Below are 21,454 nucleotides of genomic sequence, written 5' to 3' on the forward strand. Positions count from 1 at the left end.
TTTTCATGCGACAATAGAAGGAACAAACGGCCACTGAGCCGCTCAAAACGGTTTATATTCAAAGAAATGGACATCATAACTCCATGAGCACACTCGACAATTTCGACGCACATACGCCGATGATGCAGCAGTATCTGAAGCTGAAGGCACAGCATCCGGAAATCCTGCTGTTTTACCGTATGGGCGATTTTTACGAGCTGTTTTATGACGATGCTAAGCGTGCATCGCAGCTGCTCGACATCTCGCTGACCAAACGTGGCGCATCGGCAGGTGAGCCCATCCCGATGGCAGGCATTCCGCACCACGCGGTAGAAAACTACCTGGCGAAACTGGTGAATCAGGGTGAATCTGTCGCCATCTGCGAACAGATCGGCGACCCTGCGACCTCAAAAGGTCCGGTGGAACGCAAAGTCGTGCGCATCGTCACGCCAGGCACCATCAGTGATGAAGCCCTGCTTCAGGAGCGCCAGGATAACCTGCTGGCCGCGCTCTGGCAGGACGGCAAAGGGTTTGGCTACGCGACGCTGGACATCAGCTCCGGGCGTTTTCGTCTGAGTGAACCGGCCGATCGTGAAACAATGGCAGCCGAACTGCAGCGCACCAACCCGGCAGAATTGCTCTACGCCGAAGATTTCGCCGAAATGGCGCTGATTGAAGGTCGTCGCGGGTTGCGCCGCCGTCCGCTGTGGGAATTCGAAATTGATACCGCGCGCCAGCAGCTGAATCTGCAGTTTGGCACCCGCGATCTGATTGGCTTTGGCGTTGAAAATGCCCCACGCGGGCTGTGCGCGGCAGGTTGCCTCCTGCAGTACGTGAAAGATACCCAGCGCACTGCCCTGCCGCACATTCGCTCTATCACCATGGAGCGCCAGCAGGACAGCATCATCATGGATGCCGCCACGCGCCGTAACCTGGAGATCACGCAGAACCTGGCGGGTGGCGTAGAAAATACGCTTGCGTCGGTCCTGGACAGTACGGTCACGCCAATGGGCAGCCGTATGCTGAAACGCTGGCTGCATATGCCGATTCGCGATACCGCAACGCTGGTTTGCCGCCAGCAGACGATTGCTGCCCTGCAGGATCGGTATACCGAGCTGCAGCCTGTCCTGCGCCAGGTGGGGGATCTGGAACGAATCCTGGCCCGTCTGGCGCTGCGCACGGCGCGACCTCGCGACCTCGCGCGGATGCGTCATGCTTTCCAGCAGTTACCGGAACTGCGCGCGCAGCTGAGTGACGTTGACAGCGCGCCGGTACAGAAACTCCGCGAAACCATGGGTGAATTTACCGAACTCCGCGAGCTGCTTGAACGCGCCATTATTGATGCGCCTCCGGTTCTCGTGCGTGATGGTGGCGTGATTGCCCCGGGCTACAACGAGGAGCTGGACGAATGGCGCGCGCTGGCGGACGGTGCGACAGACTACCTTGATAAGCTGGAGATCCGCGAGCGCGAGCGTCTTGGTCTCGACACCCTGAAAGTGGGGTATAACGCGGTTCACGGTTACTACATTCAAATCAGCCGCGGGCAGAGCCACCTGGCGCCGATTCACTACGTGCGCCGCCAGACGTTGAAAAACGCTGAACGCTATATCATTCCCGAGCTGAAAGAGTACGAAGACAAAGTCCTCACCTCGAAAGGGAAAGCGCTGGCGCTGGAAAAACAGCTCTATGAAGAGCTGTTCGACATGCTGATGCCGCACCTGGCCGACCTGCAGCTGAGCGCCAGCGCGCTGGCGGAACTGGACGTGCTGGTGAACCTGGCGGAACGCGCAGAAACGCTGAACTACACCTGCCCGACCTTTACCGACAAGCCCGGCATTCGTATTACCGAAGGCCGTCATCCGGTGGTCGAGCAGGTGCTGAACGAACCGTTCATCGCCAACCCGCTGAGCCTGTCGCCGCAGAGAAGAATGTTGATCATTACCGGTCCGAACATGGGCGGTAAGAGTACCTATATGCGTCAGACGGCGCTGATTGCCCTGCTTGCCTATATCGGCAGCTACGTTCCGGCGCAAAACGTGGAGATTGGCCCCATCGACCGTATCTTTACCCGTGTTGGAGCTGCGGACGATCTGGCGAGCGGTCGCTCAACCTTCATGGTTGAAATGACTGAAACGGCTAACATTCTGCATAACGCGACGGAGCACAGCCTGGTGCTGATGGACGAAGTCGGACGCGGAACGTCAACCTATGACGGTTTGTCGCTGGCATGGGCCTGTGCGGAAAGCCTCGCGAATAAAATCAAGGCCATGACGCTGTTCGCCACCCACTACTTCGAGCTGACGCAACTGCCGGAGAAAATGGAAGGGGTGGCTAACGTCCACCTTGATGCGCTGGAGCACGGCGACACTATCGCCTTCATGCACACGGTGCAGGATGGCGCGGCAAGCAAGAGCTATGGTCTGGCCGTTGCGGCGCTGGCTGGTGTACCGAAAGAGGTGATCAAACGCGCGCGTCAGAAACTGCGTGAACTGGAAAGCCTGTCACCGAATGCGGCGGCGACGCAGATTGACGGAACGCAGATGTCGCTGCTGGTACCGGCGGAAGAGACATCGCCTGCCGTGGAAGCGCTGGAAAACCTCGATCCGGATTCGCTGACGCCACGTCAGGCGCTGGAGTGGATTTATCGTTTGAAGAGTCTGGTTTAGTTTTCTGCGATCTTTGCCCGGTGGCGCTGCGCTTACCGGGCCTACGGTTTTTGTAGGCCGGGTAAGGCGAAGCCGCCACCCGGCAAAACAGACCGCACGATGTTATCGCCCGGTAAGCGCAACGCCACCGGGCTTTTTTACAGCAGCGGCGGGATTGTCGGCACCTGCGGCGCCTCATCGATATCCTTCTGCGTCATGCGGAACGCTTCCGGGTAATGTTCGCGGCTGGTACGACGCAACGGTTCGGTATCGCGCCAGGTATACAGACAATGCTGGCACTGATAAACGGTCCAGACCCCTTTCACCGGCGACGTCGCCATCACTTCAATATGCTCATCGGCACAACGTGGACAAATCATCTTTTCCTCCTTATTGGCGTGCAGCCAGCATCGCGGTCAGTTTTTCAGCCCAGGCTTTGGTTTCAGGGAGATCCTGTACCGGCTGGCTATAGTGGCCCCGGGTATCCGGTGCGACAGGCGTGGTGGCATCGATAATCAGTTTGTCGGTAATACCCGCCGGGCTGGATCCAGGATCCAGTTCCAGCACCGACATATTCGGCAACTGCACCAGATCGCCTGCCGGGTTAACCTTCGACGACAGTGCCCACATCACCTGCGGGAGGTTGAACGGGTCGACATCCTCATCCACCATGATCACCATCTTCACGTAGCCCAGGCCGTGCGGCGTGGTCATGGCGCGCAAGCCGACCGCGCGGGCAAAACCGCCGTAACGCTTTTTGGTGGAGATAATCGCCAGCAGGCCGTGGGTGTACATCGCGTTCACCGCCTGCACTTCCGGGAACTCCGCTTTCAGCTGCTGGTAGAGCGGCACGCAGGTGGCTGGCCCCATCAGATAATCAATCTCGGTCCACGGCATACCGAGATAAAGGGATTCGAAAATCGGTTTGGTGCGGTAAGAAACTTTGTCGATACGCACAACCGTCATGTTACGGCCACCGGAGTAGTGCCCGGTAAACTCGCCAAACGGACCTTCAATTTCGCGCTTACGGCCTTCAATCACCCCTTCCAGGATCACTTCAGAACCCCACGGCACGTCGAAGCCGGTCAGCGGCGCGGTAGCAATCGGATATGGGCTTTCACGCAGCGCGCCGGCCATTTCATACTCTGACTGATCGTATTTCAGCGGCGTCGCGCCCATGAGGGTAATGATCGGATCGTTGCCGAGGGTAATAGCAATCGGCAGGTCTTCGCCGCGCTCTTCGGCTTTGTGCAGATGCAGAGCGATATCGTGCATCGGTACCGGCTGCAGGCCGAGCTTGCGCTTGCCCTTCACTTCCATGCGGTAGATGCCGACGTTCTGCTTGCCGAAGTGATCCGGGTCAAGCGGATCGCGCGAGACGACGCACGCTTTGTCGAGATAGAACCCCCCGTCGCCGTCGTTCAGACGGAACAGCGGCAGAATATCGAACAGGTTAATGTCTTCACCGTCCACCGTATTCTGCGCCCAGGCCGGATTGGCGCGGCGCTCTGGCGCAATCGGGAATTTATCCCAGCGGCGAATAAACTCGTCGATCTGCTTTTTCACCGGCGTGTTCGCAGGCAGCCCCATCGAGATGGCATGGTTCTGCCAGGAGCCGATAGTGTTCATCACCACGCGGGCATCGGTAAACCCGCGAATGTTGTCGAACCACAGCGCGGGCGCGCCGTCACCGATGCGGCCGGTCGCGTTGGCTGCCGCCGCCAGATCCGGCTCGGCGTTTACCTCTTCCTCAATTTTCAGCAGTTGCCCTTGCTCATCGAGCGCCTGCAGGAAGCTTCTCAAATCATCAAATGCCATCTTTATTCTCCTGTGAAAAATGTTTCGCCTCCCGCAACCCGTTCCAGCGGCGCGCCTTTTTATGCTCCAGACCAAACTGGTCAAGCACGCGGGTCACAATATGCTGGGTAATGTCATCGGCGGTTTGCGGGTGGTTGTAATACGCAGGCATAGGCGGCACCATCGCCACACCCATGCGGGAGAGCGCAAGCATATTCTCCAGATGAATGGTGCTGAGCGGCGTTTCACGGGGCACCAGCACCAGCTTGCGCCCCTCTTTCAGCACCACATCCGCCGCACGGCCCACCAGCCCTTCGGCATAGCCCGCGCGGATCCCGGCCAGCGTTTTCATGCTGCAGGGAATGACGATCATGCCGTCGGTACGAAATGAACCGGAGGAGATGGTGGCGGCCTGGTCAGCCGGGCTGTGGACGACGTCAGCCAGCGCAGCAACGTCCTGCGCGGTGTAAGGGGTTTCCAGTTCAATGGTGGTTTTTGCCCACTTCGACATCACCAGATGCGTCTCTACTTCCGGCATTTCCCGCAGCGCCTGCAACAGCGCCACGCCCAGCGGAGCACCCGTTGCTCCCGTCATTCCCACGATTAATCTCATTCAGCACCTCAATTAATTTGTTCGTACACGAACATTATGAGTAAACTACTCCCGGATCGATTTCCTGACAAGATTGTTCGCATACGATCACACGAATTGCTAAAAAATGCCGCGTTAAAATCCAGAGCAAGAGCGGCTATCATAGAGGGAGATTTTTTCCGTCGGAGTGTTCATGGAACTAAGACAAGAGGCGTTCCACCTGTTACGTCAGCTTTTTCAACAGCATACCGCCCAGTGGCAACATGCATTACCGGAGCTGACCAAGCCGCAGTATGCGGTGATGCGCTCCATTGCCGAGCATCCAGGCATCGAACAGGTGGCATTGACTGAAGTCGCGGTCAGCACGAAAGCGACCCTGGCGGAAATGCTCAGCCGCATGGAGGCGCGCGGGCTGGTCAAACGCGAGCACGACCCTGCGGATAAGCGCCGTCGCTTTGTCTTCCTCACGCCAGAAGGTGAGGCCCTGCTTGCAGACTGTAAGCCGGTAGGCAATGAGGTTGATGAGGCCTTTTTAGGCCGTCTAAACAAGGCCGAGCGGGAGCAGTTCTCGGCTCTCATCAAAAAGATGATGCACGATTAATTCACGCTGGTGCGCATATAATCGATAAAGGTGCGCACTTTCGCTGACACATGCCGGGCATCAGGATAGACCGCATAGATGCCCTGCCGCGCAAAGGTATACCCCGGTAAAACCGTCACCAGCGTTCCCGCATCAAGCGCATCGCGCACCAGCCATTCCGGCAGTAACGCCACGCCACCGCCTGCGAGCGCAAAAGCCATTAGTGCCTGAGCGCTGTCGGCAAACAAACGCGGCGCTTTTTTTATCTCCAGCATGTCAGGCACACCACGGACATCTTTCACCTGCCAGCGCAGCGGCGATGCTAATCGCTCGTGGATGATCCAGTCGGCTTGCGACAGCTGCGCAAGCGAGTCGATCGGGTTTCGCGCAAGCCACTCGGGCGTTGCGACGGGGAGAATAGAAAAATGAGAAATCAGTGCGGCGTGGTTGCGCGAATCGACAAGCGTCCCCAGCCGGATGGCCACGTCAAAACGCTCCGAGATAAGATCAGCATGCAGTGACGACGAAGCATGTCGTACGCGAAGATCCGGGTGTTGGTGGCTAAATCTGGCCAGCAGCGGCACCACGACCCGGGCGCCATATTCCGGCGTGGTCGTGATCCGCAGTTCGCCGGTGAGCCCCGCATGGTTCGCGCGGACATCATCCTGCAGCCGTTCGGCGTCCTTTATAAGCGCCACGCTGCGTTGATGAAACAGCACGCCCGCCTCGGTTAACGTCAGTCGACGGGTGGAGCGCAGCAGCAGCGTAACGCCCAGCTCATCTTCAAGCTGGCGAATATTGAAGCTGACGACCGCTTTTGTCAGCCCCATCGCCTCGGCGGCCGCCGTAAAACTGCCGGTGTCGGCCACTGCGATAAACATCTGCGTCCGCTGTAGGTTAATCATCATCTCGCCCGACACTGTCAAAATATTTTTGACAGTATATCGCGCTTTGTCAGGTTTATCCGTGATTCCCGAGCCGATACGATACGCCCCCTCACCGGAGGATCCACCATGACGTATCGCAGCAAAATTGCCGTTGTCTATCTGCTGGGCTTTTTTCTTGATTTGATCAACATGTTTATTGCCAGCGTCGCCTTTCCGGCAATGGCTCACGCCTTTACTGCCACGCCTTCTGCGCTTGCCTGGGTCAGTAACGGGTATATTGCCGGTCTGACGCTGGTGATCCCGTTCAGCAGCGTGCTCACGCGCCGCATCGGGCCAAAGCGCGTCATCCTGTTTTCGCTTTTTCTGTTCAGTGCCGCCTCTGCTGCGGCAGGCACGTCGGCAACGCTTGAGAGTCTGATCGCCTGGCGAGTGCTTCAGGGCGCAGGAGGAGGCTTACTGATCCCGGTCGGACAGGCGCTGACCTGGCAACAGTTCAGGCCGCACGAGCGGGCCCGACTCTCCTCAGCGGTGATGCTGGTTGCGTTGCTTGCCCCGGCCTGCTCCCCGGCTGTCGGCGGCGTGCTGGTGCAGACGCTGGGCTGGCGATGGATCTTTTTCGCCACGCTCCCGGTGGCTATTGTGACCTTTGTTCTGGCCTGTCTGTGGCTTAAACACGAAAAACCCACGATGAACGCGGCCAAACTGCTAAACCTGACCTTGCTCGCGGACCCGCTTTTGCGATTTTCCATGCTTGTCTATTTATGCGTCCCCGGCATATTTATTGGGGTGAACGTCACGGGCATGTTTTATCTTCAGCACGAGGCGAACATGAGCCCAGCCGCAACGGGAATGCTCATGCTGCCGTGGTCTGTGGCATCGTTTCTCGCCATCACGGCGACGGGACGTTATTTTAACCGTATCGGCCCCCGGCCGCTGATCGTCATCGGCTGCCTGTTGCAGGCGGCGGGTATTCTGCTTTTGATTGACGTCAGCTCGTCAACACTGTTGCCTGCCGTCGCGTTTACCCTGATGGGCGCGGGAGGAAGCCTGTGCAGCAGTACGGCTCAGAGCAGCGCGTTTCTGACAATGCGCCGGGACGAGATGCCGGATGCCAGCGCGCTGTGGAATCTCAATCGTCAGCTGAGCTTTTTTGCCGGTGCCCTGCTGCTTGCGCAGGTGCTGAACCTGGCGCAGGCGTGGCTGACACCTCACGCCGCCTGGCACGGGATGTTTATCTTTGCTGCAGGCATGACCTTGCTGCCTGTACCGTACGTTTTTCGTCTTAACAATACGCAGGTGCTAAACCAACTGCGACAGGAGAATTCATGACGCCTTTCGAACACGACATTATCGACCTCCACATTGCGCTTGAAGACTGGTTAGGCAAAGGTGAAGGCGATCCCGACGCCCTGCTCGCCCGTTTCCGTCCCGATTTTCTGATGATCCCGCCGGGCGGTGTGCAGATCGACTATCGCGGCCTGGCCAGTTTTCTGGAAAAACAGCGCGGAAGCCGTCCCGGGCTGAAAATTGTCATTGACGAATTAACCACGATCCAAAGCGGCGAACGGGGTGCTGTGCTTCACTACCGGGAGACGCAAACCCGTCCAGACCTGCCCGTCAACGTGCGCTGGTCGACCGCGGTGCTCAGTCAGGAAGGCGACAAAATAACGTGGCGTCTGCTGCACGAGACGGCGGCACAGCCGTAACACAAAAGAAAAAGGCCCGTCTCACGACGGGCCTTTTTTGACAAAAGGTTGCTTATTCGCGGAACAGCGCTTCGATATTCAGACCTTGCCCCTGCAGGATTTCACGCAGGCGGCGCAGACCTTCAACCTGAATCTGACGAACACGTTCACGGGTCAGGCCAATTTCACGGCCGACGTCTTCCAGTGTCGCAGCTTCATACCCCAGTAAACCGAAACGACGTGCCAGCACTTCACGCTGTTTGGCGTTCAGTTCGAACAGCCATTTGACGATGCTCTGTTTCATGTCATCGTCCTGCGTGGTGTCTTCCGGACCGTTATCTTTTTCATCGGCCAGGATGTCCAGCAGCGCTTTTTCGGAGTCGCCACCCAGCGGGGTGTCAACGGAGGTAATGCGCTCGTTGAGACGCAGCATACGGCTTACGTCATCAACCGGTTTATCAAGTTGTTCGGCAATTTCTTCTGCGCTTGGCTCGTGGTCCAGTTTATGGGACAACTCGCGTGCGGTGCGCAGGTAAACGTTCAACTCTTTGACGATGTGGATCGGCAGGCGGATCGTACGGGTCTGGTTCATAATAGCCCGTTCGATGGTCTGACGAATCCACCAGGTCGCGTAGGTTGAGAAACGGAACCCGCGTTCCGGGTCAAACTTCTCAACTGCGCGGATGAGACCTAAGTTGCCCTCTTCAATCAGATCCAGCAGAGCCAGACCACGATTGCCGTAACGGCGGGCAATTTTCACGACCAGTCGCAGGTTACTTTCAATCATGCGACGACGCGAGGCGACATCACCACGCAAAGCACGACGTGCGAAATAGACTTCTTCTTCGGCCGTTAGCAGTGGGGAGTAACCAATCTCCCCAAGGTAAAGCTGAGTCGCGTCCAGTACACGCTGTGTGGCACCCTGCGATAACAGCTCTTCTTCAGCCAAATCGTTATCACTGGGTTCCTCTTCTACTAAGGCTTTTTCGTCAAAAGCCTCTACTCCGTTCTCATCAAATTCCGCGTCTTCATTTAAATCATGAACTTTCAGCGTATTCTGACTCATAAGGTGGCTCCTACCCGTGATCCCTGAACGAGACACCCTGGCTGGCATGCCCCGTCAAATTATCGCTGCGGCAAATACTGCAGCGGGTTTACGGATTTCCCCTTGTAACGAATTTCAAAATGCAAGCGTGTAGAACTGGTTCCGGTGCTACCCATGGTAGCGATTTTTTGCCCCGCCTTAACTTCTTGTTGTTCCCGGACCAGCATTGTGTCGTTATGGGCGTAGGCACTCAGGTAATCATCGTTATGTTTGATGATAATAAGATTACCGTAACCGCGCAGAGCGTTACCGGCATACACAACGCGTCCATCTGCGGTCGCGATGATAGCCTGTCCTTTACTCCCTGCGATATCGATCCCTTTATTTCCCCCTTCGGAGGAAGAGAAGTTTTCGATAACCTTGCCGTCAGTCGGCCAGCGCCATGCAGAAATCGGCGAACTGGAGGTCATACTGCTGGCAGTCGGTTCAGTAGAGCTAACCACAGGTGCCGTAACCGGTGCTGTGACAGCAGTCGCAGTCCCTTTATTATTCGGCAACATTTTGTTAGCAGTCTGATCACCTGAATCCTCAGAATACGTAATTACAGGTTGTGAAGCAACCACCGTGGTGGATTTTTGTGCAGGCTTAACGCTGTTATTTTGAGCCGTCACATCGGCCGCTGAAACCGTGTTGCCAGGCGTAAGCGGCGTGCCCGTCGCGTTGCCCACCTGGAGGGTTTGCCCGACTTCCAGACCGTATGGGGCCTGGACGTTGTTGCGCTGCGCGAGGTCACGGAAATCGTTCCCGGTGATCCACGCAATGTAGAACAGCGTATCACCGCGTTTCACGGTATAGGTGCTGCCACCGGTGTAGCTACCTTTCGGAATGTTCCCATACTGGCGGTTATAGACTATGCGGCCATTTTGGGTCTGAACAGGCTGTTCAACTGGCTGAACCTGCATTGGCTGTGTAACAGGATGTTGCACAGGCTGAATTTGTGGTGTTTGCTGCGGCGCAGCAGTTCCCATTTTAGGTGGCGGCGTGATTAACATTCCGCTGGACGTGTTACCGGAGCCGCTGTTTCCGCCGACGGAACTGACGGGCGCAGGCGCGTTGTTAGAACTTGTACAGCCTGCCAGCCAGAGCGAAACCAGTGATAATGCCGCAACACGGCTGATGGTGAATTTAGGGCTTCCCGCGCTCATTTATCCCCCAGGAATGTGTTAACTACCAGTGACTTAAAATTTACCGTGATGGCACGAATCTTTCGCGCCACACCATACGCTGAATTTGCCTTAATAACCCTGGATAATTCCGAGTCTCAGGCCAACTCCCCCTTCACCAGAGGCACAAAGCGCACGGCTTCCACGGTGTCGATAATAAACTCGCCGCCGCGCCGACGAACGCGCTTCAACAGCTGCTGCTCGTCCCCGACAGGCAGAACCAGAATGCCCCCCTCGTCCAGCTGCGACAACAGGGCTGCTGGAATTTCAGGCGGGGCCGCCGTCACGATGATCGCGTCAAACGGGGCACGAGCCTTCCAACCCTGCCATCCATCACCGTGTCGTGTCGAAACATTATGTAAATCAAGTTGTTTCAGGCGACGACGCGCCTGCCACTGTAAACCTTTGATCCGCTCAACGGAGCAAACATGATGCACCAGATGCGCCAGGATCGCGGTCTGATACCCCGAACCGGTGCCAATCTCCAGCACGCGGGAGTCGGGCGTCAGCTCCAGCAGCTCCGTCATGCGAGCCACCATGTAAGGCTGCGAAATCGTCTGGCCCTGCCCGATGGGCAGCGCCACGTTTTCCCACGCTTTGTGTTCAAACGCCTCGTCTACAAATTTTTCACGCGGAACCAGGGCGAGCGCTTCAAGCACGTGCTCGTCGCGGATCCCCTGCGCGCGTAGTTGTTCCAGAAGAGTTTGTACACGTTTGTTTACCATTGCGCGTTCACTCCTGCGCGATCCAGCCAGCCCGACACCACATCATGCGCGCTATACGCGGTTAAATCTACGTGCAGCGGGGTAACCGAAACATAGCCTTCCTCCACGGCGGCAAAGTCGGTATCCGGACCCGCATCGCACTTATCGCCGGGAGGGCCGATCCAGTAAAGCGTGTTGCCGCGCGGATCCTGCTGCGGGATCACCTGATCGGCAGGATGTCGACTCCCGCAACGGGTGACGCGGATGCCTTTAATTTCATCAAGAGGAAGATCCGGCACGTTGATGTTGAGGATGCGTCCGGTACGCAACGGCTCGCGGCCGAGCGCCCGCAGGATCGAACAGGTCACCGCGGCGGCGGTATCGTAGTGCGTGTAGCCGTTCAACGAGACCGCCAGCGCCGGGAACCCCAGGTGACGTCCTTCCATTGCGGCCGCCACGGTGCCGGAGTAAATCACGTCATCGCCGAGGTTAGGCCCGGCGTTAATGCCGGAGACGACGATATCTGGACGCGGCCGCATCAGCGCGTTCACGCCCAGAAAAACACAGTCGGTTGGCGTGCCCATCTGTACGGCAATATCGCCATTTTCAAAGGTAAAGGTGCGAAGCGACGACTCCAGCGTCAGCGAGTTAGACGCTCCACTGCGGTTACGATCGGGTGCCACGACCTGCACATCCGCAAACTCACGGAGGTGTTTCGCCAGGGTCTGAATGCCTGGCGCGTGGATCCCGTCATCGTTACTCAGCAATATTCGCATAATCACCCGAGGTGTTGATAAGTTCCCTGACAACACTGGTGGCAAAGCTGCCTGCCGGCAGCCAGAAGCGTAACTCGACGGTCACGTCATCCCACCAGTTCCAGCTTAACTGCTGCGGATAGAGCAGCATCGCGCGGCGTGCCGCGTCGACTTTTTCCCGCACCAGCAAGGCTTGCAATTCTGGCGCATCCGCCACGGCTGACTGCTCGGCGGCCAGCGCGTCGCCCTGTGTTCCCCAGTCGCCCGTACCGGGCAACGCGGCGGTGATCAGCAGCCCTTTTGCGTCCACGCGCGACTGGACATCGGCCATCTCTTCGGCCGTTGCCACAAACCAGCTTCCGCGTCCCGCTAATTGTAGCGCATCGCCAACAACAACTTGATTCGCGTCCGGTTTTTTCAGCCTTTCGCTCACAATCTGATTAAACAACGCACTGCGGGCCGCCGACAACCAAAAACTGCGTTTATTCCTGTCCCGCACCGGCGCGTCGCTTTGCGCCCAGCGCAGTGCGCCCTGCAGGTTGCTGCCGCCAATGCCGAAGCGCTGCGCGCCAAAGTAGTTCGGTACGCCGCGGTCACTGATGGCGTTCAGACGTTTTTCAACGTCTTCACGATCAGTCACTTCGCGCAGTACCAGCGTAAACGCGTTGCCTTTCAATGCCCCCAGACGCAGTTTGCGCTTGTGGCGGGCATATTCCAGTACCTTACAGCCCTCAAGCTCAAATTTGCTTAAATCAGGCATCGTATTGCCGGGAACGCGCGCGCAGAGCCACTGTTCGGTGACGGCGTGTTTATCTTTCTGCCCGGCAAAGCTCACCTCGCGGGCATGAATTTTGAGAAATTTTGCCAGCGCGTCGGCCACAAAGCGGGTATTGCAGCCATTTTTCAGAATACGCACCAGGATATGTTCGCCTTCGCCATCCGGCTCAAAGCCCAGATCCTCGACCACGAGGAAATCTTCGGGGCTGGCTTTCAGCACCCCGTTCCCCTGCGGTTTGCCATGCAGATATGTCAGGTTGTCGAAGTCTGTCATTTGCTCGCCTTCACCAGCAGCGCCACGGCTTCACAGGCAATCCCTTCGCCACGCCCAGTGAAGCCCAGCTTCTCGGTCGTCGTCGCTTTGACGTTCACGTCGTCCATATGGCAACCCAGATCTTCTGCGATAAACACGCGCATCTGCGGAATGTGCGGCAGCATTTTCGGGGCTTGGGCGATAATCGTCACGTCGACGTTGCCAAGGGTGTAGCCTTTCGCCTGGATGCGGCGCCACGCTTCGCGCAGCAGTTCACGGCTGTCTGCCCCTTTAAACGCCGGGTCGGTGTCCGGGAACAGCTTGCCGATATCACCCAGTGCGGCCGCGCCCAACAGCGCGTCGGTCAGCGCATGCAGCGCCACGTCGCCATCAGAATGCGCCAGCAGCCCTTTCTCATAAGGAATGCGCACGCCGCCAATGATAATTGGGCCTTCGCCGCCAAAGGCGTGTACATCAAAACCGTGTCCAATTCGCATTATGCCTTCTCCTGATGGGTCAAACGGGTAAGATAAAATTCCGCGAGCTGTAAATCTTCCGGACGCGTCACTTTAATATTATCAGCACGTCCTTCAACAAGCGTTGGGTGGAAACCGCAGTACTCCAGCGCAGAGGCTTCGTCCGTAATGGTCGCACCTTCGTTAAGCGCGCGCGTTAAGCAGTCGTGGAGTAATTCGCGGGGGAAAAATTGCGGCGTCAGCGCGTGCCATAGATCGACGCGATCGACGGTGTGGGCGATAGCCCGTTTGCCCGGCTCGGCACGCTTCATGGTGTCGCGCACGGGGGCGGCCAGAATGCCACCCACTTTGCTGGTTTCGCTCAACGCCAGCAGGCGAGCGAGATCGTCCTGATGCAGACACGGACGCGCCGCGTCATGCACCAGCACCCACGGCGCGTTACCGGCAGCCTGAATGCCTGCCAGCACGGAATCGGCGCGCTCGGCACCGCCATCGACAACGGTAATCTGTGGATGATTTGCCAGCGGTAGCTGCGCGAAGCGCGCATCGCCCGGGCTGATAGCGATGATCACCCGCGTCACCCGCGGGTGCGCCAGCAGCGCCGCCACGGCGTGCTCGAGGATCGTTTTATCGCCAATAGAGAGGTATTGCTTGGGACATTCTGTCTGCATGCGCCGGCCAAAACCTGCGGCCGGCACCACGGCGCATACGTCCGAAAAAGTTACTGCCATGTCGTAATCCTGGGCCTGATTATCGATTGTTTTGTGCTGAGCCCTGATTGCGTTTAGACGCATCCGGAACCAGACGATAAAAGGTTTCGCCCGGCTTAGTCATACTGAGTTCATTGCGTGCGCGTTCCTCAATCGCCTCTTGCCCGCCATTGAGGTCATCAATTTCAGCGAAGAGTTGATCGTTTCGCGCCTTAAGTTTGGCGTTTGTTGCCTGCTGAGCCGCGACGTCATCGCTCACCCGGCTATAGTCGTGCAGTCCGTTCTTACCGAACCACAGCGAATATTGCAGCCAGATTAGCAAAGCCAGCAACAGCAGCGTTAGTTTACCCATCCTGCCCCCTGAAAAACGGCATCATCATCCCAAGACTTCCCCAGAGCACTACGCCGGAGTAACAGAGATGCCGCAACATCGCGAGCAAATGTACCACATTTTTTCCGCAGAATCGTCCTGCTCAATATCGTTACACAGTTGGTTACGGTTTGAATTATGGCTGAAGTTAGCCCATGAGCCACAAAAATAACAGACCAAACATCAGAACCACCGTCACAATCGTGACCACGGTACTGTAGAGCAGCTTGCCATTGAGAAGCGAGTGCAGCGCAATGCCGACGACAACCGCCACGGGCATCAGCGCCAGAAAGAAAGGCCAGGTGTAGAGAAAGAAGAACAGCGTGTTGCCGCCGTAGATAAGAAACGGGATACCCAGCGCCAGCAACCATGAGACGAAGCCAATGATGGCCCCAGGAAATGACCAGGTCGTTTCGTCGTCGGTCGCAAGCGGCTCCGACCCGGTGGTGGTAATGTAATGTTCACTGTTGCGCATAGCTAGTCCTGTGACCGTGACTCATCGTTCGGGAAGACAGCTCCCGAACGATACCGTCTCAGGATCTGATAATATCGTCCCGTCTGAGCAGGTCTAATAATTGGCTTACTAAATTTGTTACCAATTGTTGACCCTCCAGGTGAATTTCAGGCGATTCAGGTGCTTCGTAGACCGCGTCAATTCCGGTGAAGTTGCGCAGTTCTCCGGCACGCGCTTTTTTGTACAGCCCTTTCGGGTCGCGCGCTTCGCAAACCTCCAGCGGCGTATCCACAAACACTTCAATAAAGCGATCCTGACCGACGCGTTCGCGCACCATCTGGCGCTCGGCGCGGTGCGGAGAGATAAACGCGGTCAGCACCACCAGCCCGGCATCGGCCATCAGGCTGGCGACTTCCCCGACCCGGCGGATGTTCTCTTTGCGGTCGTCGTCGCTGAACCCTAAATCGCTGCACAGGCCATGGCGCACGTTGTCGCCATCCAGCAGGTACGTGCTTACGCCCTGCTGATGCAATGCCTCTTCCAGCGCGCCCGCCACCGTCGATTTACCCGAGCCGGACAGCCCGGTAAACCACAGCACAACCCCACGGTGACCGTGGAGCTGTTCGCGCTGGGCGACGGTGACCGGATGAGGATGCCAGACGACGTTCTCATCATGCGCGGCCATTACTTGCCTCCCAGCAGATCGCGCGCGCCCCAGTGCGGGAAGTGTTTACGCACCAGCGCGTTCAGTTCCAGCTCAAAGGCGCTGAATTCAGAGGCCACGGCAGCCTGTTTAATCGGTTCGCGTACCATACCGGCCCCGACGGTAACGTTGGTCAGCCTGTCGATAAAGATAAGCCCGCCCGTCACCGGGTTCTGCTGATACGGATCCAGCACCAGCGGTTCGTCGAAGGTCAGATCGACCAGACCAATACCGTTCAGCGGCAGCTCGGTAACCTCGCGCTGGGTCAGATTGTTGATGTCCACCTGGAACTGAATACCGTCCACGCGGGCGCGGGTCTTCTTGCCGGCAATTTTGATGTCGTAGCTCTGGCCCGGCGTCAGCGGTTGCTCCGCCATCCACACCACATCCACGGAAGCTCCCTGTACGGCGGCCAGGGTTTCCTGCGCGTCCACCAGCAGATCGCCCCGGCTGATATCAATCTCGTCTTTCAGCACCAGCGTAACCGCTTCACCGGCGCCCGCCTCCTGCAGATCACCGTCGAAGGTGACGATACGGGCGATGGTCGATTCCACGCCGGATGGCAGCACCTTGACGCGCTGACCGACCTTCACGGAGCCTGACGCAAGGGTGCCGGAGAAACCGCGGAAGTCGAGGTTTGGACGGTTGACGTACTGCACCGGGAAGCGCATCGGCTGGGTGTCGACCACGCGCTGGATTTCAACCGTTTCCAGCACTTCCAGCAGCGTCGGGCCGCTGTACCACGGCATGTTCGCGCTCTGGGAGGCGACGTTATCCCCTTCCAGCGCCGAGAGCGGCACAAAGCGGATATCCAGGTTGCCCGGCAGCTGTTCAGCAAAGGTCAGATAGCTCTGGCGGATCTCCTCGAACTTCTCTTCGCTGAAGTTCACCAGATCCATCTTGTTGACCGCCACCACCAGGTGTTTGATCCCCAGCAGCGTGGAGATAAAGCTGTGGCGACGGGTCTGATCCAGCACGCCTTTACGCGCGTCGATCAGCAGGATCGCCAGGTCGCAGGTCGACGCGCCGGTCGCCATATTGCGGGTGTACTGTTCGTGCCCCGGGGTGTCGGCGATAATAAATTTGCGCTTCTCGGTAGAGAAATAGCGGTAGGCCACGTCGATAGTGATGCCCTGCTCGCGCTCCGCCTGCAGGCCATCCACCAGCAGCGCCAGATCCAGCTTTTCACCCTGGGTACCGTGACGCTTACTGTCATTATGCAGGGAAGAGAGCTGATCTTCATAAATCTGGCGCGTATCGTGCAGCAGGCGGCCAATCAGGGTACTTTTCCCGTCATCCACGCTGCCGCAGGTCAGAAAACGCAGCAGACTTTTGTGTTGTTGCGCATGCAGATACGCTTCCACACCGCCTTCTTTGGCAATTTGTTGAGCAATAGTGGTGTTCATGGCGGCTCCTTAGAAATAACCCTGACGTTTCTTCAGCTCCATGGAGCCTGCCTGGTCGCGGTCAATCACGCGCCCCTGTCGCTCGCTGGTGGTCGACACCAGCATCTCTTCGATGATCTCCGGCAGCGTCTGCGCACTGGACTCCACCGCGCCGGTCAGCGGCCAGCAGCCGAGGGTGCGGAAACGGACCATCTGTTTTTTGATCACTTCGCCCGGCTGCAGGTCGATGCGATCGTCGTCGATCATCATCAGCATGCCGTCGCGCTCCAGCACCGGGCGCTCGGCGGCCAGGTACAGCGGAACGATTTCGATGTTTTCCAGATAGATGTACTGCCAGATATCCAGCTCGGTCCAGTTGGAGAGCGGGAAGACGCGGATGCTTTCGCCCTTGTTAATCTGGCCGTTGTAGTTGTGCCACAGCTCCGGACGCTGGTTTTTAGGGTCCCAGCGGTGGAAGCGGTCGCGGAAGGAGTAGATACGCTCTTTAGCGCGGGATTTCTCTTCGTCACGGCGCGCACCGCCGAAGGCCGCATCAAAACCGTATTTGTTCAGCGCCTGCTTCAACCCTTCGGTCTTCATGATATCGGTGTGTTTGGCGCTGCCGTGGACGAACGGGTTAATGCCCATCGCTACCCCTTCCGGGTTTTTATGCACCAGCAGCTCGCAGCCGTAGGCTTTCGCGGTACGATCGCGGAACTCGTACATCTCGCGGAATTTCCAGCCGGTATCCACGTGCAGCAGCGGGAACGGCAGCGTACCTGGATAAAACGCTTTACGCGCCAGATGCAGCATGACGCTGGAATCTTTACCGATGGAGTACATCATCACCGGGTTAGAAAACTCGGCGGCCACTTCGCGGATGATATGGATACTTTCCGCTTCGAGCTGCCGCAGGTGTGTAAGACGTTTTTGGTCCATAACCGTTCCTTAAGCCAAATTTACAACAGAAGAACCAAAGCCTTCTGTATCGGTTGTGTGCTGAAACCAGGCGAGCGTGCTGTGCAGCTGCACCACTTCCCCCACCACGATCAGGGCGGGCATAGGGGCGTCTTTCGCCAGGGTTGCAAGATGTTCCAGGGTGCCCGTCGCAACGTGCTGATCGACGCGCGTGCCGCGAGAAATGACGGCAACGGGCGTCGTCGCCTCGCGACCGTGCTGAATAAGCTGTTCGCTGATGTCCGCCGCCTTCATCGTGCCCATGTATATCGCCAGCGTCTGGCGGCTCTGGGCGAGATGCGACCAGTCAAACGGCGTGCTGTCCGGCTTATAGTGGCCGGTCACAAAGGTGACGCTCTGGGCGTAATCGCGGTGGGTCAACGGGATACCGGCGTAAGCCGTCACCGCAGAGGCCGCCGTGATGCCGGGCACCACCTGGAACGGTATGCCCGCTTCGGCCGCCGCCTGCAGCTCTTCGCCGCCGCGACCGAAGATAAACGGATCGCCCCCCTTCAGGCGCACCACGGTTTTGCCCGCTTTGGCGGCGTCAACCAGCATCTGGTTGGTGTCGTGCTGCGGCACAGAGTGCTCGCCTGCCCGTTTGCCCACGCAGATTTGCTCCGCGTCGCGACGGATCAACTCGCGCACGCCGTCGGTGACCAGATGGTCGTAGAACACCACGTCCGCGTCCTGCAGCACCTGCAGGCCGCGCAGCGTCAGAAGCCCGGCATCGCCCGGCCCCGCGCCCACCAGAATGATCTCCCCGCCGGTGCTGCCGGGGTTATCCAGTTCGTCTTCAAGAATTTTCTGCGCCGCTGTCTCATTACCGGCATGCATCAGGCTGGCAAAGCGGCCGCGAAACACGCGCTCCCAGAAGCGACGGCGTTCCGTCACGCTGGTCAGGCGCGTTTTCAGATGGTTGCGCCAGTGGCTGGCTTTCTCAGCCATCCGCCCGAGGCTGGTCGGTAGCAGCGCTTCGATTTTTTCCCGCAGCACGCGTGCCAGCACCGGCGCGGTCCCGCCGGAGGAGATCGCCACCAGCAGCGGCGAGCGGTCAACGATCGACGGGAAAATAAACGAGCATAAAGGCTGGTCGTCCACCACGTTAACCAGGCGGTAACGGGCCTGAGCGGCGTCGGAGATCCGCCGGTTGAGGTCACGATCTTCGGTCGCCGCAATCACCAGCACGACGCTATCGATTTGTGACTCGTGAAAATCTGCCTCTGCAACGATCTGCACCTGCGCCCCTGCACGCTGCAGAAACGCAATTTTGCGATCGGCGATTTCACCCGTGCCAACAACCAGCACTGGTTTCTCTTTAATCGCAGCAAATAAGGGCAGATAGTCCACAGGCAACAACTCACTAACAACGAGGAATAGAGGGACTATAGGGGGCGGCTTAGACCGAATGAAATTACGAATTGGAATGAGTAGTTACTCAATGGAATAACGCGATGAAAATGCTAATACCAAAAAGTGCTTAACACGCGATATTTCGGGCATTTAAGAGCAATTCAAATTGTGTATGGACGATCACAGTTTCATACTAGGCGGGTGACTATTTTGCTCTGTTTTTAAGGACTCACTATGTTTTCCGCAACGCGCCACCGTATTGCTGCCCTGGCGCTCGGCGTTTGCTTTATTCTTCCCGCTCAGGCAAAAAACCAACCTTATGGTGAAATCGCCAATATGCAGGCGCGGCATATTGCCACCGTTTTCCCCGGGCGCATGACCGGATCGCCTGCGGAAATGCTCTCCGCAGACTATCTTCGCCAGCAGTTTGCCGACATGGGTTATCAGAGCGATATCCGGTCGTTTCACAGCCGCTACGTCTATACCTCACGAAATAAAACGAAAAACTGGCATAACGTGACCGGCAGTACGGTGATTGCGGCCCACGAAGGCACCGCAAAAGAGCAAATTATTATTATGGCGCACCTTGATACCTACGCCCCGATGAGTGACGCCGATACGGATAATAATCTTGGCGGGCTGACGCTGCAGGGCATGGACGACAATGCCGCAGGCTTGGGCGTGATGCTCGAACTGGCCGAGCGGATGAAAGATATTCCCACCCAATATGGCATTCGTTTTGTTGCCACCAGCGGTGAAGAAGAGGGCAAACTCGGCGCTGAGAATCTCCTTAAGCGCATGAGTGCTGAGGAGAAGAAAAATACGCTGCTGGTGATTAACCTCGACAACCTGATCGTCGGCGACAAGCTCTATTTCAACAGCGGGCAGAGTACGCCGGGTACCGTGCGGAAACTGACGCGCGACCGGGCCCTGGCGATAGCCCGCAGCCATGGTGTTTATGCCACCAGCAACCCTGGCGGTAACCCGGATTATCCGCGAGGCACAGGCTGCTGCAACGACGGGGAAGTGTTCGATAAGGCGGGCATTCCGGTGCTGTACGTGGAAGCGACAAACTGGGCGCTGGGCAAAAAAGATGGCTACCAGCAGCGGGCTAAATCGAAGGCCTTCCCGGACGGGACGAGCTGGCACAACGTGATGCTGGACAATCAGCAGCACATCGATCGCGCGCTGCCGCAGCGGATTGAGCACCGCAGTCGTGATGTGGTGAAGGTGATGCTGCCGCTGGTGAAGGAGCTGGCGAAAGCGGGGAAAGCCTGAGGCCGTTAAGCCCGGTGGCGGCTACGCCTTACCGGGCCTACATAGGGAACGAGCCTTTGTAGGCCCGGTAAGCGCAGCGCCACCGGGCAAAAAGGTTATCACCCTTCGTGCAACCCGCACTCGCGCTTCAGCCCGAAGAATCGCGTCTCTTCTTCCGCCATTCCCGGTTCCCACTTACGCGTGGTGTGGGTATCGCCCACCGACAGATAGCCCTGGTCCCACAGCGGATGGTATTTCAGCCCGTGCTTTTGCAGGTACTGATACACCGTCCGGTTATCCCAGTCGATAATCGGCAGCACTTTAAAGACCCCGCGCTGGACCGCCAGTACCGGTAAGGTTGCCCGGCTACCGGACTGCTCGCGGCGCAGACCCGCAAACCACGTCTGCGCATTAAGCTCTTTCAGCGCCCGGTTCATCGGCTCAACTTTGTTAATCTCATTGTACTTCTCAATGCCCTCAACGCCCTGCTCCCACAGCTTGCCGTAGCGCGCCTCCTGCCAGGCCGCGCTCTCCGTCGCGCGGTAAACTTTGAGGTTCAGTCCGAGCTTGTCCGTCAGCTCGTCAATGAACTGGTAGGTTTCCGGGAACAGGTAGCCGGTATCGGTGAGGATCACCGGAATGTCCGGACGGATCTGATTCACCAGATGCAGGCTGACCGCCGCCTGAATACCAAAGCTCGACGAGAGCACATACTCTCCCGGCAGGTTTTCCAGCGCCCACGCCACGCGCGCTTCGGCGTCCAGCTTTTCAAGGTGGGCATTGGTTTCTGCCAGCGCCAGAATGCGTTCGACTTTTGGCAGGTCATTAAGGGCGTTTAGATCGAGTACGGACATAATTACCTCTCGT

General features: G+C 57.8%; 23 protein-coding genes. 5 read left to right on the top strand and 18 right to left on the bottom strand.

What is annotated here, in order from left to right; genetic code table 11:
* Nucleotides 1-83: 83 nt before the first annotated feature.
* Entirely contained in the window at nt 84-2,645 is a 2,562-nt protein-coding gene (gene mutS / locus KGP25_RS19115; protein WP_023616757.1) for a DNA mismatch repair protein MutS, read from the top strand.
* Between the two features lie 137 nt (nt 2,646-2,782).
* On the opposite strand, the gene KGP25_RS19120 is transcribed toward mutS, so the two are convergent.
* From KGP25_RS19120 to KGP25_RS19130, 3 genes are read right to left on the bottom strand one after another with little or no spacing between them, the layout of a single operon-like run.
* Nucleotides 2,783-3,004, bottom strand: coding sequence for a non-oxidative hydroxyarylic acid decarboxylases subunit D (locus KGP25_RS19120; RefSeq protein ID WP_003862116.1), 222 nt, complete (start codon nt 3,002-3,004; stop codon nt 2,783-2,785).
* A 10-nt stretch (nt 3,005-3,014) separates the two neighbouring features.
* The gene (locus KGP25_RS19125; RefSeq protein ID WP_048029223.1) at nt 3,015-4,442 is read right to left on the bottom strand and encodes a non-oxidative hydroxyarylic acid decarboxylases subunit C; all 1,428 of its coding nucleotides are present in this window, start codon (nt 4,440-4,442) and stop codon (nt 3,015-3,017) included.
* On the bottom strand, nt 4,432-5,034 hold the full coding sequence (locus KGP25_RS19130; RefSeq protein WP_008499595.1) for a non-oxidative hydroxyarylic acid decarboxylases subunit B: 603 nt from the start codon (nt 5,032-5,034) through the stop codon (nt 4,432-4,434). The genes KGP25_RS19125 and KGP25_RS19130 overlap by 11 nt, the downstream gene beginning before the upstream one ends.
* 172 nt (nt 5,035-5,206) lie before the next feature.
* Between KGP25_RS19130 and KGP25_RS19135 the strand changes: the two genes are divergently transcribed.
* A complete protein-coding gene (locus tag KGP25_RS19135) occupies nt 5,207-5,614 on the top strand; it encodes a MarR family transcriptional regulator (protein ID WP_023294441.1) in 408 nt (135 codons plus the stop codon).
* On the opposite strand, the gene KGP25_RS19140 is transcribed toward KGP25_RS19135, so the two are convergent.
* The gene (locus KGP25_RS19140; protein WP_223540580.1) at nt 5,611-6,498 is read right to left on the bottom strand and encodes a LysR family transcriptional regulator; all 888 of its coding nucleotides are present in this window, start codon (nt 6,496-6,498) and stop codon (nt 5,611-5,613) included. The two genes, KGP25_RS19135 and KGP25_RS19140, sit on opposite strands and share 4 nt — an antisense overlap.
* Nucleotides 6,499-6,606: 108 nt before the next feature.
* On the opposite strand from KGP25_RS19140, the gene KGP25_RS19145 reads away from it, so the two are divergent.
* On the top strand, nt 6,607-7,809 hold the full coding sequence (locus KGP25_RS19145; RefSeq protein WP_223539494.1) for an MFS transporter: 1,203 nt from the start codon (nt 6,607-6,609) through the stop codon (nt 7,807-7,809).
* On the top strand, nt 7,806-8,186 hold the full coding sequence (locus tag KGP25_RS19150; protein WP_223539495.1) for a DUF4440 domain-containing protein: 381 nt from the start codon (nt 7,806-7,808) through the stop codon (nt 8,184-8,186). Before KGP25_RS19145 ends, KGP25_RS19150 begins: the two co-directional genes overlap by 4 nt.
* A 52-nt stretch (nt 8,187-8,238) precedes the next feature.
* On the opposite strand, the gene rpoS is transcribed toward KGP25_RS19150, so the two are convergent.
* The 13 genes from rpoS to cysG all read right to left on the bottom strand — a co-directional run bounded on the left by rpoS (nt 8,239) and on the right by cysG (nt 19,318).
* Complete coding sequence (gene rpoS / locus KGP25_RS19155; protein ID WP_008499600.1) at nt 8,239-9,231, bottom strand: RNA polymerase sigma factor RpoS; 993 nt, start codon at nt 9,229-9,231, stop codon at nt 8,239-8,241.
* 59 nt (nt 9,232-9,290) lie between these two features.
* Nucleotides 9,291-10,415: a murein hydrolase activator NlpD gene (gene nlpD, locus KGP25_RS19160; RefSeq protein WP_008499601.1), complete on the bottom strand. Its 1,125-nt coding sequence runs from the start codon at nt 10,413-10,415 to the stop codon at nt 9,291-9,293.
* Nucleotides 10,416-10,531: 116 nt separating this feature from the next.
* Complete coding sequence (locus tag KGP25_RS19165; RefSeq protein ID WP_008499604.1) at nt 10,532-11,158, bottom strand: protein-L-isoaspartate(D-aspartate) O-methyltransferase; 627 nt, start codon at nt 11,156-11,158, stop codon at nt 10,532-10,534.
* On the bottom strand, nt 11,152-11,913 hold the full coding sequence (gene surE / locus KGP25_RS19170) for a 5'/3'-nucleotidase SurE (RefSeq protein ID WP_021241911.1): 762 nt from the start codon (nt 11,911-11,913) through the stop codon (nt 11,152-11,154). The genes KGP25_RS19165 and surE overlap by 7 nt, the downstream gene beginning before the upstream one ends.
* Nucleotides 11,894-12,943, bottom strand: coding sequence for a tRNA pseudouridine(13) synthase TruD (gene truD, locus KGP25_RS19175; protein ID WP_126533973.1), 1,050 nt, complete (start codon nt 12,941-12,943; stop codon nt 11,894-11,896). The genes surE and truD overlap by 20 nt, the downstream gene beginning before the upstream one ends.
* Nucleotides 12,940-13,419 carry a 2-C-methyl-D-erythritol 2,4-cyclodiphosphate synthase gene (ispF, locus tag KGP25_RS19180; protein ID WP_008499607.1) on the bottom strand — a complete coding sequence of 160 codons (480 nt, stop codon included), beginning with the start codon at nt 13,417-13,419 and terminating at the stop codon, nt 12,940-12,942. Before ispF ends, truD begins: the two co-directional genes overlap by 4 nt.
* A complete protein-coding gene (ispD, locus tag KGP25_RS19185; protein ID WP_048029219.1) occupies nt 13,419-14,129 on the bottom strand; it encodes a 2-C-methyl-D-erythritol 4-phosphate cytidylyltransferase in 711 nt (236 codons plus the stop codon). Before ispD ends, ispF begins: the two co-directional genes overlap by 1 nt.
* Before the next feature lie 19 nt (nt 14,130-14,148).
* On the bottom strand, nt 14,149-14,460 hold the full coding sequence (ftsB, locus tag KGP25_RS19190; protein ID WP_008499609.1) for a cell division protein FtsB: 312 nt from the start codon (nt 14,458-14,460) through the stop codon (nt 14,149-14,151).
* A 166-nt stretch (nt 14,461-14,626) separates the two neighbouring features.
* A complete protein-coding gene (locus KGP25_RS19195) occupies nt 14,627-14,953 on the bottom strand; it encodes a DUF3561 family protein (protein WP_008499610.1) in 327 nt (108 codons plus the stop codon).
* Between the two features lie 58 nt (nt 14,954-15,011).
* Nucleotides 15,012-15,617: an adenylyl-sulfate kinase gene (gene cysC, locus KGP25_RS19200; protein ID WP_021241908.1), complete on the bottom strand. Its 606-nt coding sequence runs from the start codon at nt 15,615-15,617 to the stop codon at nt 15,012-15,014.
* Nucleotides 15,617-17,041, bottom strand: a complete 1,425-nt coding sequence (gene cysN, locus KGP25_RS19205) for a sulfate adenylyltransferase subunit CysN (RefSeq protein WP_048029217.1) — start codon at nt 17,039-17,041, stop codon at nt 15,617-15,619. Before cysN ends, cysC begins: the two co-directional genes overlap by 1 nt.
* A gap of 9 nt (nt 17,042-17,050) precedes the next feature.
* A complete protein-coding gene (gene cysD / locus KGP25_RS19210) occupies nt 17,051-17,959 on the bottom strand; it encodes a sulfate adenylyltransferase subunit CysD (RefSeq protein WP_006811770.1) in 909 nt (302 codons plus the stop codon).
* 9 nt (nt 17,960-17,968) lie between these two features.
* A complete protein-coding gene (gene cysG / locus KGP25_RS19215; protein WP_223540581.1) occupies nt 17,969-19,318 on the bottom strand; it encodes a siroheme synthase CysG in 1,350 nt (449 codons plus the stop codon).
* A 246-nt stretch (nt 19,319-19,564) separates the two neighbouring features.
* Here cysG and KGP25_RS19220 point away from each other — a divergent pair, with 246 nt between their 5' ends.
* On the top strand, nt 19,565-20,608 hold the full coding sequence (locus tag KGP25_RS19220) for an aminopeptidase (RefSeq protein WP_048029216.1): 1,044 nt from the start codon (nt 19,565-19,567) through the stop codon (nt 20,606-20,608).
* A gap of 98 nt (nt 20,609-20,706) precedes the next feature.
* On the opposite strand, the gene cysH is transcribed toward KGP25_RS19220, so the two are convergent.
* The gene (cysH, locus tag KGP25_RS19225) at nt 20,707-21,441 is read right to left on the bottom strand and encodes a phosphoadenosine phosphosulfate reductase (RefSeq protein ID WP_167213685.1); all 735 of its coding nucleotides are present in this window, start codon (nt 21,439-21,441) and stop codon (nt 20,707-20,709) included.
* Nucleotides 21,442-21,454: the final 13 nt, after the last annotated feature.

Origin of the sequence: Enterobacter sp. JBIWA003, assembly GCF_019968825.1 — a bacterium.
Classification (GTDB): domain Bacteria; phylum Pseudomonadota; class Gammaproteobacteria; order Enterobacterales; family Enterobacteriaceae; genus Enterobacter; species Enterobacter quasiroggenkampii.

Coding starts and splice junctions, on each gene's coding strand:
- mutS (WP_023616757.1), top strand. CDS start 84: ATGAGCACACTCGACAATTTCGACGCACATACGCCGATGATGCAGCAG.
- KGP25_RS19120 (WP_003862116.1), bottom strand. CDS start 3,004: ATGATTTGTCCACGTTGTGCCGATGAGCATATTGAAGTGATGGCGACG.
- KGP25_RS19125 (WP_048029223.1), bottom strand. CDS start 4,442: ATGGCATTTGATGATTTGAGAAGCTTCCTGCAGGCGCTCGATGAGCAA.
- KGP25_RS19130 (WP_008499595.1), bottom strand. CDS start 5,034: ATGAGATTAATCGTGGGAATGACGGGAGCAACGGGTGCTCCGCTGGGC.
- KGP25_RS19135 (WP_023294441.1), top strand. CDS start 5,207: ATGGAACTAAGACAAGAGGCGTTCCACCTGTTACGTCAGCTTTTTCAA.
- KGP25_RS19140 (WP_223540580.1), bottom strand. CDS start 6,498: ATGATTAACCTACAGCGGACGCAGATGTTTATCGCAGTGGCCGACACC.
- KGP25_RS19145 (WP_223539494.1), top strand. CDS start 6,607: ATGACGTATCGCAGCAAAATTGCCGTTGTCTATCTGCTGGGCTTTTTT.
- KGP25_RS19150 (WP_223539495.1), top strand. CDS start 7,806: ATGACGCCTTTCGAACACGACATTATCGACCTCCACATTGCGCTTGAA.
- rpoS (WP_008499600.1), bottom strand. CDS start 9,231: ATGAGTCAGAATACGCTGAAAGTTCATGATTTAAATGAAGACGCGGAA.
- nlpD (WP_008499601.1), bottom strand. CDS start 10,415: ATGAGCGCGGGAAGCCCTAAATTCACCATCAGCCGTGTTGCGGCATTA.
- KGP25_RS19165 (WP_008499604.1), bottom strand. CDS start 11,158: ATGGTAAACAAACGTGTACAAACTCTTCTGGAACAACTACGCGCGCAG.
- surE (WP_021241911.1), bottom strand. CDS start 11,913: ATGCGAATATTGCTGAGTAACGATGACGGGATCCACGCGCCAGGCATT.
- truD (WP_126533973.1), bottom strand. CDS start 12,943: ATGACAGACTTCGACAACCTGACATATCTGCATGGCAAACCGCAGGGG.
- ispF (WP_008499607.1), bottom strand. CDS start 13,419: ATGCGAATTGGACACGGTTTTGATGTACACGCCTTTGGCGGCGAAGGC.
- ispD (WP_048029219.1), bottom strand. CDS start 14,129: ATGGCAGTAACTTTTTCGGACGTATGCGCCGTGGTGCCGGCCGCAGGT.
- ftsB (WP_008499609.1), bottom strand. CDS start 14,460: ATGGGTAAACTAACGCTGCTGTTGCTGGCTTTGCTAATCTGGCTGCAA.
- KGP25_RS19195 (WP_008499610.1), bottom strand. CDS start 14,953: ATGCGCAACAGTGAACATTACATTACCACCACCGGGTCGGAGCCGCTT.
- cysC (WP_021241908.1), bottom strand. CDS start 15,617: ATGGCCGCGCATGATGAGAACGTCGTCTGGCATCCTCATCCGGTCACC.
- cysN (WP_048029217.1), bottom strand. CDS start 17,041: ATGAACACCACTATTGCTCAACAAATTGCCAAAGAAGGCGGTGTGGAA.
- cysD (WP_006811770.1), bottom strand. CDS start 17,959: ATGGACCAAAAACGTCTTACACACCTGCGGCAGCTCGAAGCGGAAAGT.
- KGP25_RS19220 (WP_048029216.1), top strand. CDS start 19,565: ATGTTTTCCGCAACGCGCCACCGTATTGCTGCCCTGGCGCTCGGCGTT.
- cysH (WP_167213685.1), bottom strand. CDS start 21,441: ATGTCCGTACTCGATCTAAACGCCCTTAATGACCTGCCAAAAGTCGAA.